This window comes from Candidatus Pantoea soli, from assembly GCF_007833795.1.
In the GTDB taxonomy this organism is placed as follows: Bacteria; Pseudomonadota; Gammaproteobacteria; order Enterobacterales; family Enterobacteriaceae; genus Pantoea; species Pantoea soli.
On the sequence record NZ_CP032704.1, the window covers coordinates 170,641 to 188,087 of the forward strand.

Genomic DNA, 17,447 nt, shown 5'->3' on the forward strand with positions numbered 1-17,447 from the left:
CCTGTTACTTAAGGGGCTGCAATGTCCTTGATGCTCAGGTTATGAGCCCAAAGGATCTTTACGTCGCGCTTTGCCGTGGAGCAAAATCCGTGACGGTGTTTTCCCGGACTCCTCATTATCAGTCCACCTAGCCTGCATCCGCCGAATATCGCCATTTCCGTATTATCAATCTGCATTATCCCTAAAACATGGCCGCCCCGCAGCCCTGTCCTAATCAACATAATCCAGCTTTTTCAGGCAGATTTTCATAACAGAGAATTGGTTTGACCCGCTTTTCTGTCCGGGCCGAATAGAATGTCATCGTTTGCTCTAAATCCGCCAATAGCTGCCCATCAGCCCAAGGTAAGCAGTTATCCTCAATTTCATTTGTCCGCGTCATCCGTGAGGTTTGAATACAGTTTCGCGCAGCGTATCCGCTTCATGCTCTTCAGATTGCGCTCTAACCTCATCCTTGCCTTTCATCGTGCCGTATCGATTGGCGACAAACATCGTCAGTGGTGGCACCAGCAGCGTCGTGACTATCACCGAGGCGGCAACAAGAATGGTCGCACTCGCGGCGGCATCGGCATAAACCGGATTCGCCGCCGCAACGATCGCTGGCACGCCCGCCGCATTACCGGCCGTGGATGCCGCGGCCACACCTGCTACGCCAGTTCCACCCGTGGCGCGATCTATAAGGAATAACGCACCACCTGACACCACCACGACCATCACGCCAATACCTAATCCCAGCAATCCGGCGCTCCAGACTTTGGTCAGATCCAGACTGGCACCAATGCCAAATGCAAAAAAGGGGATCAGTCCGTCAGTAACCTTGCCAAGAAATGCACGCATTTCCGCATCAAAATTGCCGAGGACAATGCCGATCAGCAACGGCAAAATCGCCCCCAGCATAGTCTGCCAAGGGAAACCCGCTAACCCAGCCAGACCAAGCGTGACCATGGTCAGAAACGGTCCCGATTCCAGCGTCATAATGCTGAATGCGCCTATATCCCGCGCGCTACCGTATTGTCCCATCAGCGCACAATAGAGCCCGCCGTTGGTGTCATTCAATGACGCCACCAGCGCAAGGGTCGATAAGCCAGCGAATATACCGCCCGCTATCGGTTGTTCACCGAGAAAATAGCCGGCGATTACGCCGACCAGCGCGGCAATGCCAATTTTGGTCAGGAAAAGACTGCCACCTTTTTTCAGAATATAGGTCGTGGCTTTGATATTGATGCTGGCACCCACACAGACAAAAAATACTGCCATGATCGGCATGCTGCCGGTGAATAATGCCCCGGTGAAAGAGCCAAAAAAGGACGGCGTTTGCGGTAAAAAGGTGTGCAGCAATGCACCGATCAACAACGGCACCACCATCATGCCGCCCGGTACACGTTCAATCATTCTTTTAATCGGAATATTCATGACCATCGCTCCCAGTAAAATTAACGCGCCACTACCCGCTGACGCAGTTCGCCAATACCTGTGATCGAACTGACCACCGTGCTGCCCGGTTGCAGATATTCTGCCGGCTGGCGCGCGAAGCCCACCCCGGAAGGCGTACCGGTGAAGATCAGATCCCCGGGCATGAGCGTAACGGCGTCGCTCAAGATGGCGATGATGTCTGCCACCGAAAAAATCATCTCATCCAGCGTGCCGCTTTGCTTAACCACGCCGTCAACGGTACAGGTTAAGGCAGCTCTGCTTGGCAGCTCATCCGGCGTCACCAGCCACGGGCCAACAGGTGAGAATCCGTTGAAGGATTTTGCTAATCCCCACTGCGCGCTCTGCCCGGCAAACTGGACTTTTCGGTCCGAGAAGTCTTGACCGACCGAGTAACCGGCAACGTAATCAAGCGCGGCCTCACGTGAGACCTGCCGTGCTTCACGCCCGATCGCTACCACCAGCTCAACTTCCCAATCGATATGGCTGCGCTGCGCTGGTACCGCCAGCTTACCGACCGGATTTGCCAGACTGCTGGCCCATTTTGGAAACACCGGCGGAAAGCTTTTCTCACTCTGCAAGCCAGTTTCGCGCGCGTGTTCGTAGTAGTTGAGGCCGACAGCGAAGATTTGTGCGGGCTGCGGTGAAATCAGTCCCAGCTCCTCATCGCTAAAGCTGAAGGTTTCCGTTGGCTGATGGTGACTCGCCCAGTGACAAAACGCCGCCCAGTGCGGGAAAAGATCCGCCATGCGGGGTCCAAACTGCCCGCCGCTCTCGGCAGCAATGCGCCAGGCGCAACCTGCGCTGACAACAACACAGGCGTGATCATTGATAGTGGCAACTTTCATAAAGTCCTCTTGATGGTAGGTCGCTGATGTGGTGCAGCTTGGTTAAGTCAGAGCGAAACGCCGTAACGCCCGCGCGAGATTTGGAATCCAACATTCGCTGCCGGGCGCTGCTGCGGAAGCCAGCTGCCGGCCAGACAGCCCGCGATATGGTCGAGCAGCTGCGGCAGCGCCAGTTCACTCAGAACACAATCAAAGTGGGGAGCCGCACCCGCAATCAGCTGTTCACTGGCGCAGAGTTGCAGGGTGGGAATAAAACGATGAGGTTGCAGCGGCGTTCTGGCCGAGAGTGCGATTAACGCGCGGCAGCCGGTGGCGCCGAGGCCAGTGGCAATTTCCAGCCAGTCGCTGCTGCTGGTGTCCATAACATGCAGCCCGGCCTGATTAATAGCACCGGAATAGGCTACGGTGGGGGAAAAGGTTAACGTGCCCTCCTCGGCTAAAAACGCGGGATGCTGTAATAGCGCATCGCCCGCGGCGATCACCACGCCGACACCGATGGCTAACAGCTGAGTAACCAGCTTCGACAGCACCTGAGCCTGGTTGTCATTGAGTTTAGTGAGCTGAGAAGCAAAGCCGATCAGCAGCGGGGAAGCCTGGCTGGCGTGCTGCTGTGGCGCCTGCTCAACCGCCTGCATAACGTGCTGAGTGACGCGCTGTATGCCCCCTTCCTGCTGAATGCTGGCCCAGGCAAACCGGCTGCTATCGACTCCGCGCTCAACAAGTTTCTGCCTGAAGAAATCGTTATGGGTTTTCTCGCAACCATGCTCTAGGAAAACACACGAATGAACCAGCGGATGGGTGGCATAACCAATCAAGGTATTGCAGAAGATCACCTCAGCATCGCCACCCGAAACGGCACAGCCTTCGGTGTGCGGCAACGCGACAACCTCGCTGGCGACACGACGTTGATGGTTAAGTTGATAAGCAATCTGTTCAGCGACCTGGCCCGAGCAGAGGCTGGTGGGCAAAATCATCGCTACCGACGCCACACTGCGGCCCGTGACTTGCTGCGCCAGAGCATTCTGATTGGCGGGAACCAGTGGCGCACCGCTGCCAAACCCGACTTGTCCGTTAGCCTGCGCGGCATTAAAACTGGCAGGGAAGTAGGCATCGCGCCAAATCTGCGTCTGATATTGGCCGGTATATTCTCCTTTCGAACGCTGGCCGGATGCCGTCTGACGCAGCAGCGAAAACAGGCGATCGGCGGAGTGGTCGAAGGATTCCCCACTCAGCACCTGCCCGGCGTCAAAATCCATGTCGCTTTCCAGCAGTTGGAAACGCTCGTGCGTGGTGACGATTTTCAGCGTCGGGACAAACGGAAAGTTGGTGATTGAGCCGTTGCCGGTGGTAAACAGAATCAGATTAGCGCCCGCCGCGACCTGGCCGGCAATACTTTCGAGATCGTTGCCAGGGCTATCCATAAAGTAATAGCCAGGCTTATGCATCGGTTCGCCGTACTCAATAATGTGATCGATATAGGTGGCGGGATCTTTTTTACGCGCAGCACCAATCGATTTCAGCGTGATGTTGTACAAACCACGATAGAGATTACCGCCGGACACATTGCCCTCAGCGGTATGACCATGCGCCGCCGCGTAATCTTTAAAGCGCTGCTGCACCGCCAGCCAACGGTCAAACAGCTGCTGGCTGGCAACCCGTTGCAACACATACTGCTCCGCGCCAATCAGCTCATCCGTTTCGGCCAGATTGGCGCTGCCGCCACAGCGAATCAGCTGCTGCACGCAGCGGCCCAGCACCTGATTGGCCGTCACGCCGGAAAAAGCATCAGACCCGCCGCATTGTAATCCAATACGCAGTCCGCTTAACGGCGCTCGACGGCGCTGGCATGCCTGCACCCCGGGGATCAGCGCTTCTGCCTGCGCCACCAGTTCGGTTATCGCTTCACCCGGCAGCAGCTGATGAAAGTCCACGCGATATTCAGCAGCGGGCAAGTCACGCGATACCAGAGCATGTTCGATCTCTGCAAAATCAATGCGGGAATCCGCCGCGTTAACCAAAATGGCCGCGCCAACGTTCGGGTTGGTGGCGAATCCCGCCAGGGTGCGCAACAGCAACGCCTGATTGTTCAGTTGATGCAGCCCGCCACCTTCCGTGTGCACAATGGCGACCACACCGTCGAACGCGCCGCTGGCAGGCCAACGTGGCTGCAACTGTTTGCACGCCGCTAACACTGCGGCGCGCGCTTGTGAAGTGACGCCAATCAGCACCAGATAATTGCGCGTTCCCCAGCCACGTTGGTCGCCACGGAATACGCCGTCAAAACCGGCCTCATCCACAACATCGACCTGATTGCGGCCAAACTGCGGGCGATCCGGCAGGATTTGCTCGCTCACCGTGTCGCGGTCGCTAAAGTTGACGACCAGGCTGCTGTCATAATCCTCCGGATGGCGAATACGCAGCACATCTTTAGCGACCTGATTACAGATATAGTCGCCAGGCTGGATGTCATGCATCGCCGTGCCAAAAGGCAAGTCCCAGCTAATTAACGCTTCTCCCCGGGCAATAGGTTTCACACACAGACGATGCCCCGGCAGAATACGCTGCCGGTTAAGCAGCGCCTGCCCATCCAGCGCGATTAATTCCCCTTTAGCAAGGTTGCGGGTAACGATAGCGACATTGTCATTGGCTGAGGCCAGTAAATATTGAGAAGTCATGGCAGCACCTTAGGTTGTTCCTGAAGGCTTTCCACAGAACCACTAAATCTGAGAAGCACGTTGGTATAGTTATCTTTTACCGCTGCGGCAGCGCAGAATTAGTCGAGGAAAATTAATCCACGCACCATCATGCACGAGCCGTTGATTAAGGCTGGAACATAGTGCGGGTCAATCTGATGCAACACCCCCAGCGCCGTGCTGGCGTAATGTTCCATCAGCCTGCGCACCGCTGCCGCGCGGTCGCCCGCTTCGCAGGCTTGCTGCAGCGCAAGATGGTCTTCTGCGCCTTTGTTCCAGTGTTCGTTTGAATCCCCTAGATAGAAGCGACGGTAGCGTTCGGCGTGATCGAACAGATGGGTTATCTGTAAATCAATCCGGCGGCTGGTACCCAGCACCAGCCCGAGATGAAAGATGCGATGCAGACGTGACCAGGTTTCAACGTCGTGGGCGTCTTCCGCTATGCGCATCTCCAACAGGGTGGTTCGCGAGTTACTGAGAAATTCTTCATCCATCGCCGTGATGCGGGTATGCAGTGCCAGCGCTTCCAGCATGATGCGTTGTGCATACAGAGAGTCCAGATCTTCAGCCGTTAATCCCGCTACCGTTACCCGACGGTTGAACTGAACCGTGGTCAGCCCCTCATATTCCAGCAATCGTACCGCTTCGCGTAATGGCGTGCGACTGATTCCCAGCTCGCGCGCCAACTGCACCTGGCTGAAACTGTCTAAGGCTTTCAGCTGGTTAGTCAGAATCGCTTCGCGAAGCCGGTCGCGAGCGTACTCCACTAACTCATTAGGCTTTTCATCTGAATCGATCATCGTCATCTCCCGTTCAATACTTAAACTGAATACAGTTAAGTCAAAAATTCGTCAATAATGAGGTCTTGAACTGTGATAACCGACAACAAAACCGATATCTGTATGCAGAATTATGTGATCGGCCACAAATTCAGACTTCATTATGAGTTCAGAATAGCGTGAGACTGAAAACTGTATACAGTGTATGAATCTAAAGGATTGCAACGATGTGAATTTTAATGAGGGCTAAACGTCAGCAGGAGTCAGAAAGGAGAACTGTAAAATATGTGCCATTGAGCTCACACCCTTCAGGCGTCTAAAAAAGGACATAAAAGGCTTGAGTGAACATTGGAGGTGGTTGCTCTGGTACGGTATCGGCACTTCTTAGCTGGAATTTAATAATTTATGAAATGAGTGAAATGGAGCTGTTTGTGTATACAGTGAACGTACTGAGTGCCCTGCCACTTCAAGCAGACAGTATAAATATTATAAACGTAAAGGCATGTGCAGGAATAACAGTCTGAGCATGGGCATTACCTACACGCAATCTACACATAAAATACAACCTGACATAAAATACCTGATTTCTAAGTTAATTCAATTTAAAAAGAAAATTTTCAATCCTTCTCTGTTCATTACATATTTTATTATTTTAGTTTCAAATATATCCTACCTGTGTTTTTAAGGCCTGAAGATAACCTTAAAAATTATGTGTGCATTCACAAATATGAAAATGCGTTAAATCACTGAATTCTGGGAATTATATGGTTGATAAACAACACTTTAAAATATCCACTTTAACTCTGTGGCTTCTGGGCTCGGTTTTAACATTAATGGGATGTTTTTTAACTTATTATGGCTGGGTGCTCGTAAACCTTGACGGAAGCTTTTACTTTCTGATTGTAGGTATTGGACTGATCATCTCGGGCGTGCAACTCACTCGCAAGCGCATAAGTGGCGCTATTATCTACGGTATATTGCTTGTATCAACTTTCATCTGGGCCATTGCCGATAGTGGATTCGATTTCTGGCCTCTTGTCTCTCGACTCCTGACGTTTATTGGATTTGGAATACTTGTTGCCCTTTCCATACCTGCACTGCTCACTAAAACCGGTAGGAGGCCAAACTGGAAACTGGCTGGTTCCATTTCAGCGCTTCTGTCCATCATCTTCATCGCCTTTATAGGTGGCATGTTTGTGCCTCACGACCCTGTAAGTGCTTCTGAAGATACCTCCCTTCCCTTAACGAAAGTAAAGCCCGGTGAAGAACAGGTCAACTGGGACCATTATGGCAACACGTCGGGCGGTACGCGCTTTGTCGCACTGGATCAAATCACCCGCGACAATGTGAAGGACCTGCAGGTTGCATGGACCTACCGCACCGGGGATATCCCGGTCAGCCCGAACGGTGGCGGAGCGGAAGATCAGCAGACGCCTTTGCAAATCGGTAATCGCCTCTATCTATGTACCCCGCACAACAACGTGATTGCTGTTGATGCCACCACGGGCAAAGAGTTGTGGAAAACGGAAATCAACGCGAAGCAGAAAAAATGGATGCGTTGTCGCGGATTAGCCTACTTCGATGCCCAGGCAGCGTTGCAGCAGCCTGATTTGCCGGATTCCACACCGGTGAAAACCGTGTCCGTTGCAGCAAATGCACAGTGCCAGCGTCGTATTCTGATGAACAGCGTGACGCCAGAACTGATTGCGCTGGATGCGGATACCGGTGAGTTCTGCCATGACTTCGGCAATAACGGCCGTGTCAGCCTGAGCGACCATATGGGCAAGGGCACGGACAAAGGCGAATACTATCCTACCTCTGCGCCAACGCTGGCGGGGACGACCGTGGTCATTGGCGGTCGCGTCGCGGATAACGTGGCGACCGATATGCCAGGCGGAGTGGTGCGCGGATTTGATGTGATCACCGGCCAACTGCGCTGGGCGTTTGATCCAGGTAACCCTGAACAGAAACAGGCGCCCGCCGAGGGTCAGACTTACGCACGCTCGACACCCAACGTGTGGGCACCGATGTCCTACGACAGCCATTCAAACACCGTTTATATGCCAACCGGCAGCGCGGCGGTCGATTTATGGGGCGTGAAACACAACCCGCTGGATCGCAAGTTTGGCGCATCGATGGTGGCCGTCGATGCCAGCACCGGCCGGGTGAAATGGGTCTATCAGACAGTTCATAACGATCTGTGGGACTTCGATGTGCCGATGCAGCCCTCTTTCTCTGACTTCCCGGGGCCTGATGGCAAAACCACTCCGGCACTCATTTTCGGCACCAAATCTGGCCAGCTTTTTGTACTGGACCGCGCCACTGGCAAACCGTTGACCAAAGTGGAAGAGCGCCCGGTAACTCAGGGTCAGATCCCGGATGAGAATTACTCCCCGACGCAACCCTTCTCTGTCGGCATGCCAACCATTGGCGCTGATGTATTAAAAGAGTCGGATATGTGGGGCGCCACGCCGTTCGATCAGCTGATGTGTCGTATCCAGTTTAAATCGAAACGATACAACGGACTCTTCACCCCGCCAGGTACCGACGCTTCACTTAATCTGCCGGGCTCGCTGGGTGGCATGAACTGGGGCGGGCTGTCGATTGATCCGGTCAATCAATATCTGTTTATTAACGATATGCGTGTGGGTCTGGAAGTGCAGCTAATCCCGGCATCACCGGAGATCCAGGGCGCGAAAAATGATGGCAACGAAGCCGCAGCAATCAGCCGTCCTCTGCCGTTAGCAGGGACGCCGTATGCCATTAATGCCAAAGTGCGCTTTATGTCTCCGCTGGAGATCCCTTGCCAGAAGCCACCGTTCGGCACATTGACTGCAGTTGATTTAAAAACGCAGAAAATCGCCTGGCAAGTGCCCGTTGGTACCGTTCAAGATACCGGCCCCTTCGGCGTAAAAATGGGCCTGCCAATGCCGATTGGTATGCCAACAATTGGCGGTACGCTTGCAACACAAGGCGGCCTGGTGTTTATTGCCTCCACGCAGGACTACTATCTGCGCGGCTTCGATACTTCGACCGGTAAAGAAGTGTGGAAAGCACGCCTGCCGGTGGGCAGCCAAAGCACGCCGGTAAGTTACAAATCACCAGTGGATGGTAAGCAGTACATCCTTATAACTGCAGGCGGTGCGAGAAATTCCCCAGACCGGGGAGATTATGTCATTGCCTATAAACTACCCTGATATTAGATAAGTTTCGCAACCGTCATTCATTATGATTGACGGTTGCATTCTGAGTAACCACGATCTGTCATTATTGATTATTACTGCTCCTCCACCTTCCCGGCATACAAATAGTATTTTTCAAAATTATCCGGGTCATTTCCTCCCCAGTCGAATACGCCTGAAAATACGCACTTTAGACCTTTTCTTTCATAAAATGAGATATCAGAAGCACTGTCTGAAAATAAATAAAATGAATGTACGCCGTTTTGTCTGAAATTAGAAATTATTATATTGTACAGTTTGGAACCAATGCCAGAACCTTTATTGCCAGCTTTAACCACCAGTAAATTCACTACAGCTTCAAATGTCACATCTGCGGCCAGTAGCATGTTCTCACTAAGAACTCTTGTTTTCATAAACTGCCTGAATATAAGAGAATGTGCGTTATCGTCAGAAATGAATGACATTAGCGATAAAACTCGCTTTTTACGTAAAAAGGATTTTGAGCTGGCATCATTGACGAGACTATGCCCTGAAATGCCAACAACCTCATCACCCTTTAACGCAAGAGTTACATTTGAAGACTCAGATAAAATATCAGCAAGGAAATACTCAGCCAGCAAATGGGCATATCCCTCAGGTACCCATGACTCAAAACCCCAAGTATCAATAATAATGGATAAAATTTGATTATAATATCTCGTATCGAACGGCTGAAAAGACAATTGCATTAGCACACCTAATAATAATTCGTAATAATATGGAGGTAAATGATGATCAATTATTAGTTAACTGCACACGGTTAATTGTACCGTTCCTGTACACCCTTTGGACGCGTTTTAAATCTTCTGTGCAACCACATATACTGCTCTGGGGAAAGCAATACTGCGCCCTCAATACTTTTGTTTATATAAGCAGCTGTCTCCTGCTTACTGTGAATGGGGATGTTAGCGGAAATGTCTGGCATGATGATTAACTCATAACCTCCGCCATCATGACGACGTCTTGGTACAAAGGGTATCACGGCAGGTTGTGTACTGCGAATCAACATATAGCTTCCGGTTGTTGTTGCAGCTTGCTTTACAGCAAAGAAGGGTGCAAACACGCTATTTTTCGGGCCATAATCATGATCAGGTGCGTACCAAAGTATTTCACCTCTGTTTAGGCTTTTTAGCATCCCTTTCAGATCATTACGATCAAGCATAGTTTTATTAGACCGCATTCGACCCCATGTCTGCAACCAGTCCAGAAGAGCATTATTGTTAGGTCGATATACTCCGATTCCGGGATTCAAAATTCCGAAAATTCTGGCTCCAAGTTCCAGTGTCAAAAAGTGCATCCCTATTAGCAAAACACCTTTCTTTGAATCCAAAGCGTTTTGCATGTGTTCATATCCGGTAATTGAAAACCACTTACGCACACGCCAGTCTGGCCAAAACCATGCCATACCCGTCTCCATGATCCCCATTCCTACTGATTCAAAATTACTGATCAATAGCTCCTTTCTTTCAAAAGACGTCAGGTGAGGAAAACATAACTTAAGGTTTTTCTCAGCAATTCTTTTTCGTTTTCTTAAAAACATCATCGATGCTCGCCCAAATGATTTTCCAATCATTTCAATCATTGGATAGGGTAGCAATACGAAAAACCATAAAATAATAATTGCAAACCATCCCAACCAGTAACGTGGTGTGATTAGCTTAAATGAGAATGAAGGGATCTTTTCCATGTTTTTATCCGTGCATGAGGATTAATAAATTCAGCGCTAAAAGTTATTTTTTAAGCTCCAGGCTTTGGGGGATTTTACGCTTACTATTAAGAGTTGATAGATCATTATGGTTTCATCGTCAGATGCATTTTTTCTTAACGCCTCAAGAATACTGAGCGTATTCTTTTTATTAGACGTTATGCCACTAGTGATCATTGTGACAAAAGCAGAGCCCACAGCCTCATTTACAGATGAAAGCGACGCATTTTGCGTATTGAAATGATTTTTAATCAGATCTTCAGTTGAACTTGCTGATGAAAATAAAGTCATATCCTACCTCCCGTTTTACAACCTATTATATCTCTGGACGCACGCAGAACTAGCTTAAACCCACGCAAATCCATCAAATCGCAACACTAATTTCAGAATGTTTCAATACTTTTCCCGCGTGACATTTAAATGTAAAAAGGCCATGTTTTAATTTTTTTTACTACCCAAAATCAAAGAATTAGCATGTCATGCTGCCAGGCGAAAAATAAACAATCATATGAACTATCAAGGCGCACTAGGGCAAGGAATTCTACTCGATTAAGCTATTGTTTGCGAGATTATGATTTGTTAATAGTTAAGCCAGCATTCATTTGAACTTATTTGAATCTGGGAATTTAAGTTCCTTTGAGTGAAGCAGAGGAAAATTTTAATTTTAGAGAAGAATCATGAAAATAAAACTCATAGCTGCGCTGGTAGCACTGACTTCCTTTAACTCAGTTCACGCCGCAGAAATTTATAATAAAGATGGCAACAAACTCGATGTATACGGTAAAGCTGTCGCTCGCCATTACTTCAGCCAGAACGAAAGTGTAGATGGAGACAACACTTACGTTCGTTTTGGTTTTAAAGGCGAAACACAGATTTCCAATGAACTGACCGGGTATGGTCAGTGGGAGTACAACGTTCAGGCAAATAATTCAGAAGGCGGTAGCGATGCTCAAAAGGGCAACAAAACCCGTCTGGGATTTGCAGGACTTAAGTGGGGTAACTACGGCTCTTTAGATTATGGTCGTAATTTCGGCGTCGTATTTGATGTCGCCTCAGTTACAGATACACCTGTAATTTTCGATGATCAGACTTTTAGTAATACTGATAATTTCCTGACCGGCCGTGGCAATGGTTTCCTCACCTACCGTAACCGCAACTTCTTTGGCGCAGTGGATGGCCTCAACTTTGCACTCCAGTACCAGGGAGAAAACAGCGCTAACACTAACAATGGTGCTGACCGCGACATCATGCGTTCAAACGGTGACGGATATGGTGCCTCTGTTTCATATGACATTGGCTATGACATCACGGTGCTGGGAGCATATGCGAGTTCCAAACGTACCGATGCTCAGAACAGCCTCTTCTTTGGTGAAGGAAAGCGCGCAGATATATGGGCTGGCGGTCTGAAATACGATGATGGCAGCCTGTATCTTGCAGCAACTTATGCTCAGGCACACAACCTCACGCCAATTCGGTCTTTGGGATACGCAAATAAATCTGAGAACCTTGAACTGGTAGCACGTTACACGTTTGAAAACGGGATCGTCCCAGGGGTTGGCTATTTCCGTTCAAAAGGAAAAGATATCGAAGTTGTAGGCGATCAGGATCTTCTGAATTACTGGGATTTCTCTCTGAGCTACTATTTCAACAAAAATATGTCTGTATATGTGGATTATAAGCTGAATCGAGTTAATAAAGATAACGTATTGGGTATCGCTCACGATGACCAGACTGGTCTAGGCCTGACTTACCAGTTCTAAAGTACAAAAAGGCCTGTTTCAGGCCTTTTTCCTTTGCCCAAACATTTATCGTCCTACCGTATCAGATAGAGCTTGCATCATGATGACACCGACAAGGATGAAAGCCATGCCACCTACCGCAAAGACATCAAGCTTCTGTCCATAGACAAAATACGAAGCGATAGCTACTAACACAATCCCTAAACCTGCCCAGGTAGCGTAGGCAACGCCCACTGGGATAGTTTGAACGACTATCGAAAGTAACCAGATGGCAGTACCATACCCCAGTATTACGAGAGCGACAGGGATAGGCTTTGTAAGGCCTGAGACGGCTTTAAGGGACGTTGTCGCTACAACTTCAGCAATGATGGCAAGACATAAGAAAATGTAGCCGTACATAAAAAATCTCCTTATTAATTAATGTGTTTAAATACTGAAAACCTTTCTCTCAGATATGCCTGAGGTCATCTTCTCTTTATCATTGCATGAAAAAATCTGATATAAATCCAAACGCTCCTCTTGTATCTCACCTTCATAATGGGAGATAAAGAAATCTTTAAACTTCTCTTTGTCAAAAAGACAGCTATTTGTCAAAACGTCGAAGGTGATCTCGCTGTACCTTAATTCCAGGCCAGACGACCTGAAACCAGACACCTTATAAATTTCTTTAGTTAAAATCCTTGAAGCATTGTTATCAAATCGCTCACCTTCACGAGGAAGGGCTGCAATTATAGGTTTATCCTTTAGCAATTTACTGACATTACGAAGCGCTATCGTCATTCCAGCTTTATTTACAAAGCCAGGTATAAAACCTATATTGTAAAGGTAGTGAAAAGCATTGTGCTCATATACTAAGCAAAGGCCTTTATTTCTGTCACTATCATGAATTAAAAATGATAATAATTCCCCAGATACAATTTGTTCAATTATTTCATTTAAATCGGGCATATGGCTTTTTTCATACACCTTTTTATAAACTTCTTTAAACACCTCAATTTGGCTGAAGTTCATATTTGACACAATATTCATATAAAATTATTTTCCTTCCAACCCAGTCAAAATCTTTTGGTTCTAGATAAAAAATGCCATTCAATTATTTGAATGGTGAACTTCATAAGTAGAAAGGCAATGACAATCACACCGACTACTGAAACAGGCTTACTGCCAAATTTAATCATTGCTATGCTGAGCAGAAAAATTGCAGCATCCATAACTATGCTCAAACCCTTTTCAGATAAAAAAGATAAAATCAATTTGTCAATCATATTATCCTCTTTAGTAAAATTGTCAGCCAGGGCAAAAATTACTCATCTTCAACCTAACTGCAGATTATAATCAATTTGATAAACCAGCGTTCCAAATAAGTTTGGGAATCCACACAACCTCAACATAAGTGCCAAAACATTACACATCAGTCGTAATAAGAGCACTCACAGAGACAATCGAAATCAAATCCAGAAAAATCGATAGTCGAAGAAACCCCCTTACGCCATCAGTTTCTGCGCGTCATTATTTATTTTTGGGACTTTATACTCTTTTAACAATCTATATCGGTCAGATGAATTCATGTTTCTGAACCAACCAGGTGAGATACCAAAGTAACGTTTGAAGGCTCTGGTATAGGTTTGCTGCGACTCATAACCATACAGTAAGGCTACAAACAAAATCGTGTTGTCTTTATCTAACAGGTCGTGCGCACTGGCATGCATTTTCCTGTGCTTGATATACTCTCCAAGACTTATACCTGTATGTTCCTTGAATATTCTCTGTAAATGCCACTTCGAATAACCTGAAAATTCCGCTATGTCGTCAAGCCTGTAGCCGTCTAGTGAAAAAGTATCAACAGCTTCAATTATCTTTTTAAGTACAGACTTTCTTAGACTCATATCAATACCTTTTAAAAAAAACAGGTGGCTATTTAGCCACCTGCATTCATTACTTTTTGAATCTTTTCACGAGATTCATAACCGAGAAATAGAAAACAGGAACAAAAAATATTGCGAAAAACGTACCTGTTAACATGCCACCAAACACACCGGTTCCAATTGAGCGTTGTGTTTCTGAACTGGCGCCAGAAGCAATCACAAGCGGCACTACACCTAATGTAAATGCAAACGAAGTCATTAATATGGGCCTTAAACGCATCTTAGCGGCTTCAACGATCGCTTGAGTAATTGACTTACCTTGTTCATGCAGTTGTTTTGCGAATTCAACAATCAGAATTGCATTCTTAGCTGACAATCCCATGATGGTTATCATTCCGACTTTAAAGAAAACGTCATTAGGCATTTCACGAAGAATAACAGCGCCTACCGCTCCGATAAGTCCCAGCGGGACAACCATCATAACTGCAAAAGGCACTGACCAACTGTTGTACAAGGCAGCCAGAACAAGGAAGATAACCACCACTGACAACATCATGAGCATTGATGCTTCCGAAGCTGACTGTTTTTCCTGTAAAGACAATTGCGTCCATTCCACTGCAAATCCTTTCGGCAGTTCTGCGGCGATCGACTCCATTGCTACCATAGCATCGCCTGTAGAATATCCTTCAGCGGGATATCCGCTGATCTTCAACGCAGGGTATCCCTGATAGCGGACCATCTGAACGGGAGACGTTACCCAGGAGAATGATACAAACTCTGATAGCGGCACCATGCCCCCTTCACTGTTACGAACATAGAGCTTAGAAATGTCCTGCAACTGCATCCTGAAATCTGCATCGGCCTGGATGATAACCTGCTGCAAACGGCCCTTATTCGGATAATCATTAACGTAGGATGAACCCAGTAGGCCGGAGATAATCTCAGTTATGTTTGAGTAAGGAACGCCCATAATAAGCGCTTTTTTTCTGTCTATCCGGACATCAACCATTTGCCCGTCAGGCAAACCATCAACGTAGACTCCCTGAAGGGCTTTGTTTTCTGCAGCGAGTTGTAAAAGCTTATCGCGAGCTTTTGAAAGAGCTTCATAACCCTGATTTGATCTGTCCTGCAATCGAAGAGTGAACCCTGAGGAGTTACCGAGTTCATCTATAGCCGGAGGCAGCAGACTCATGGTGGTACCATCAGGATGCTTTGACATTTGTTCCTGTAAAGCCTCAGCCTCGGATGAGGAGGTTGCGTCTCCACGATTGTCCCAGTCTTTCAGCATGGTAAATGCCATGGCAGAGTTCGGGCCAGACCCTGCAAAACTGAACCCGAGGATCGATATATTTCCCTTAGTGGCCGGTCTGTGCATCACCTCTTGCTCAAAGGTTTTTACTGTCGACAAGGTTCTCTCTGCAGTGGCCGCAGAGGGAAGCTCAAATGAGGTTATGAAGTAACCCTGATCTTCTTCGGGCAAGAAAGATGTCGGCAGTTGGTTAAGACCTAAAACCAGCGCGACACAAAGCGCTGCGTAAACGATAAAGCTGCGGGCTGTTCTTTTAAGAAGCTTCGTTACGCCATTTTCATAACGTCCGATCAGCTTATCGAAAGATCTGTTAAACCACCCAAAGAAGCCACGTTTATGCGAACCATGCTGCGACACTGGTTTTAGCAAAGTTGCGCACAGCGCAGGAGTCAGGCTAAGGGCAAGGAAGGCTGAAATAAGGATTGAAACAGCCATCGAAAGGGTAAATTGCCTGTAAATCTCCCCCACGGATCCGCTGGCCAGTCCCATTGGTATAAACACGGCACAAAGCACCAGGGTAATGCCTATGACAGCTCCGGTTATTTCCTTCATGGCTTTTTCTGTCGCGTCTTTCGGAGACAAACCTTCCTCCGCCATTATTCTTTCAACGTTCTCTACGACAACAATGGCGTCATCAACGATGATCCCAATTGCCAAAACCATGCCGAACATAGTCAGGACATTGATTGAATAACCTGCAATGAGCATAACGGTAAAAGTGCCCAAAAGCGCTATAGGGGCCACTATCGCCGGAATGAAGGTGTACCTGACATTCTGCAGAAAAAGATACATCACGATGAACACAAGAATCATTGCTTCGATAAACGTGTGCAGAACTTTCTCTACCGAGATTTTTACAAAGGGCGACGTATCGAAAGGAACGGAATATTGCATTCCTTCAGGCATTGTTGATTTGAGTTCGGCAAGCCTAGCCTTAACTGCCTCCGCGGTTTTAAGAGCATTAGCACCCGGGGCAAGTTGAATGCCTGCCGCCGTTGAAGATTCTCCATTTTCGCGCGTGCTGAAACTATAGCTTTCAGACCCTATCTCTACTTTTGCCACGTCAGACAGCAGTACACGTGATCCATCGGTGTTAGTTTTGAGGATGATATCTCTGAACTCATCAACGGACTGCAACTGCCCGCGGATCGTTAATTGATAGCTGACCTGCTGTCCTTTTTTAGCAGGTTCATCTCCCAATCGCCCTGGAGTGACAAGGCTATTCTGCGCGGTAATGGCCTGCTGAACATCGTCCATACTCAGGCCATATTTGATAAGTCTGACTGGATTAATCCAGACCCGCATCGCTTTTTCAGCACCAAATACCTGAATTTTACCCACGCCCGGGATTCGCTTTAGCTCTTCCCTGAGATTACGCGTGAAGTAATCGCTTAGATCTGCCGAGTTGTATTTATCCCCCTCAGACGTCAGACCCACCACCATCAAAAAGCTTGATGACGTGGCTTCTACGTTGAGACCGTTTTGCCGCACCGTTTCAGGCAATCTGGATTCAATCACTTTTATTTTGTTTTGAAGGTCAACCTGCGCGAGCTCAGGATCAGTGCCATTTTCGAATGTTGCGGTTATTGTTCCCGTTCCGCTGGTGTCACTTGATGACTCGAAATAAAGTAAATTTTTAACGCCTGAAAGTTCACGTTCAATCAGAGAAATGACGCTCTCATTCATAGCCTGCGGTGTAGAACCCGGGTAATTGACTGAGATAGTGACAGAGGGTGGTGCTATTGATGGATAGCGGGCAATCGGGAGCTTGGGAATAGCAATGGCGCCTGCCAGTACAATAAAAATAGCAACGACCCAGGCAAAGACCGGACGTTGTATGAAAAAATTAGGCATCGCTGA

The 17,447-nt window shown here is 48.0% G+C and carries 14 protein-coding genes; 2 read left to right on the forward strand and 12 right to left on the reverse strand.

The window, feature by feature from the left end:
- Positions 1-375: 375 nt before the first annotated feature.
- The 4 genes from D8B20_RS20825 to D8B20_RS20840 all read right to left on the reverse strand — a co-directional run bounded on the left by D8B20_RS20825 (position 376) and on the right by D8B20_RS20840 (position 5,769).
- A complete protein-coding gene (locus D8B20_RS20825) occupies positions 376-1,410 on the reverse strand; it encodes a 2-keto-3-deoxygluconate permease (protein WP_145891900.1) in 1,035 nt (344 codons plus the stop codon).
- 20 nt (positions 1,411-1,430) lie between these two features.
- Positions 1,431-2,276, reverse strand: coding sequence for a fumarylacetoacetate hydrolase family protein (locus D8B20_RS20830; RefSeq protein WP_145891902.1), 846 nt, complete (start codon positions 2,274-2,276; stop codon positions 1,431-1,433).
- A 47-nt stretch (positions 2,277-2,323) separates the two neighbouring features.
- Positions 2,324-4,951, reverse strand: coding sequence for a UxaA family hydrolase (locus D8B20_RS20835; protein WP_145891904.1), 2,628 nt, complete (start codon positions 4,949-4,951; stop codon positions 2,324-2,326).
- A 98-nt stretch (positions 4,952-5,049) separates the two neighbouring features.
- On the reverse strand, positions 5,050-5,769 hold the full coding sequence (locus D8B20_RS20840; RefSeq protein ID WP_186454471.1) for a GntR family transcriptional regulator: 720 nt from the start codon (positions 5,767-5,769) through the stop codon (positions 5,050-5,052).
- A gap of 743 nt (positions 5,770-6,512) precedes the next feature.
- On the opposite strand from D8B20_RS20840, the gene D8B20_RS20845 reads away from it, so the two are divergent.
- Entirely contained in the window at positions 6,513-8,945 is a 2,433-nt protein-coding gene (locus tag D8B20_RS20845; protein WP_145891908.1) for a membrane-bound PQQ-dependent dehydrogenase, glucose/quinate/shikimate family, read from the forward strand.
- A gap of 80 nt (positions 8,946-9,025) precedes the next feature.
- On the opposite strand, the gene D8B20_RS20850 is transcribed toward D8B20_RS20845, so the two are convergent.
- The 3 genes from D8B20_RS20850 to D8B20_RS20860 form a co-directional block, all read right to left on the reverse strand.
- A complete protein-coding gene (locus tag D8B20_RS20850) occupies positions 9,026-9,658 on the reverse strand; it encodes a GNAT family N-acetyltransferase (protein WP_145891910.1) in 633 nt (210 codons plus the stop codon).
- A gap of 71 nt (positions 9,659-9,729) precedes the next feature.
- Positions 9,730-10,656, reverse strand: a complete 927-nt coding sequence (locus D8B20_RS20855; protein ID WP_145891912.1) for a Kdo(2)-lipid IV(A) acyltransferase — start codon at positions 10,654-10,656, stop codon at positions 9,730-9,732.
- A 36-nt stretch (positions 10,657-10,692) separates the two neighbouring features.
- The gene (locus D8B20_RS20860) at positions 10,693-10,965 is read right to left on the reverse strand and encodes a hypothetical protein (protein WP_145891914.1); all 273 of its coding nucleotides are present in this window, start codon (positions 10,963-10,965) and stop codon (positions 10,693-10,695) included.
- Positions 10,966-11,351: 386 nt separating this feature from the next.
- Between D8B20_RS20860 and D8B20_RS20865 the strand changes: the two genes are divergently transcribed.
- A complete protein-coding gene (locus D8B20_RS20865; RefSeq protein ID WP_145891916.1) occupies positions 11,352-12,434 on the forward strand; it encodes a porin in 1,083 nt (360 codons plus the stop codon).
- Between the two features lie 45 nt (positions 12,435-12,479).
- Here the strand turns inward: D8B20_RS20865 and D8B20_RS20870 are convergent, their stop codons facing one another.
- From D8B20_RS20870 to D8B20_RS20890, 5 genes are all read right to left on the reverse strand, one after another.
- Positions 12,480-12,812: a DMT family transporter gene (locus D8B20_RS20870; protein WP_145891918.1), complete on the reverse strand. Its 333-nt coding sequence runs from the start codon at positions 12,810-12,812 to the stop codon at positions 12,480-12,482.
- Between the two features lie 27 nt (positions 12,813-12,839).
- The gene (locus tag D8B20_RS20875) at positions 12,840-13,442 is read right to left on the reverse strand and encodes a hypothetical protein (protein WP_145891920.1); all 603 of its coding nucleotides are present in this window, start codon (positions 13,440-13,442) and stop codon (positions 12,840-12,842) included.
- Between the two features lie 26 nt (positions 13,443-13,468).
- Positions 13,469-13,678: a hypothetical protein gene (locus D8B20_RS20880; RefSeq protein WP_145891922.1), complete on the reverse strand. Its 210-nt coding sequence runs from the start codon at positions 13,676-13,678 to the stop codon at positions 13,469-13,471.
- Positions 13,679-13,897: 219 nt separating this feature from the next.
- Positions 13,898-14,299, reverse strand: coding sequence for a helix-turn-helix transcriptional regulator (locus D8B20_RS20885; RefSeq protein ID WP_145891924.1), 402 nt, complete (start codon positions 14,297-14,299; stop codon positions 13,898-13,900).
- A gap of 49 nt (positions 14,300-14,348) precedes the next feature.
- Positions 14,349-17,441: a multidrug efflux RND transporter permease subunit gene (locus D8B20_RS20890; protein ID WP_145891926.1), complete on the reverse strand. Its 3,093-nt coding sequence runs from the start codon at positions 17,439-17,441 to the stop codon at positions 14,349-14,351.
- Positions 17,442-17,447 lie beyond the last annotated feature (6 nt).

Bases quoted from the DNA above. Each gene is read 5' to 3' on its own strand.
- D8B20_RS20840 (WP_186454471.1), bottom strand. From the start codon at position 5,769: ATGATCGATTCAGATGAAAAGCCTAATGAGTTAGTGGAGTACGCTCGC.
- D8B20_RS20875 (WP_145891920.1), bottom strand. From the start codon at position 13,442: ATGAATATTGTGTCAAATATGAACTTCAGCCAAATTGAGGTGTTTAAA.
- D8B20_RS20825 (WP_145891900.1), bottom strand. From the start codon at position 1,410: ATGAATATTCCGATTAAAAGAATGATTGAACGTGTACCGGGCGGCATG.
- D8B20_RS20880 (WP_145891922.1), bottom strand. From the start codon at position 13,678: ATGATTGACAAATTGATTTTATCTTTTTTATCTGAAAAGGGTTTGAGC.
- D8B20_RS20890 (WP_145891926.1), bottom strand. From the start codon at position 17,441: ATGCCTAATTTTTTCATACAACGTCCGGTCTTTGCCTGGGTCGTTGCT.
- D8B20_RS20865 (WP_145891916.1), top strand. From the start codon at position 11,352: ATGAAAATAAAACTCATAGCTGCGCTGGTAGCACTGACTTCCTTTAAC.
- D8B20_RS20850 (WP_145891910.1), bottom strand. From the start codon at position 9,658: ATGCAATTGTCTTTTCAGCCGTTCGATACGAGATATTATAATCAAATT.
- D8B20_RS20855 (WP_145891912.1), bottom strand. From the start codon at position 10,656: ATGGAAAAGATCCCTTCATTCTCATTTAAGCTAATCACACCACGTTAC.
- D8B20_RS20870 (WP_145891918.1), bottom strand. From the start codon at position 12,812: ATGTACGGCTACATTTTCTTATGTCTTGCCATCATTGCTGAAGTTGTA.
- D8B20_RS20835 (WP_145891904.1), bottom strand. From the start codon at position 4,951: ATGACTTCTCAATATTTACTGGCCTCAGCCAATGACAATGTCGCTATC.
- D8B20_RS20885 (WP_145891924.1), bottom strand. From the start codon at position 14,299: ATGAGTCTAAGAAAGTCTGTACTTAAAAAGATAATTGAAGCTGTTGAT.
- D8B20_RS20860 (WP_145891914.1), bottom strand. From the start codon at position 10,965: ATGACTTTATTTTCATCAGCAAGTTCAACTGAAGATCTGATTAAAAAT.
- D8B20_RS20845 (WP_145891908.1), top strand. From the start codon at position 6,513: ATGGTTGATAAACAACACTTTAAAATATCCACTTTAACTCTGTGGCTT.
- D8B20_RS20830 (WP_145891902.1), bottom strand. From the start codon at position 2,276: ATGAAAGTTGCCACTATCAATGATCACGCCTGTGTTGTTGTCAGCGCA.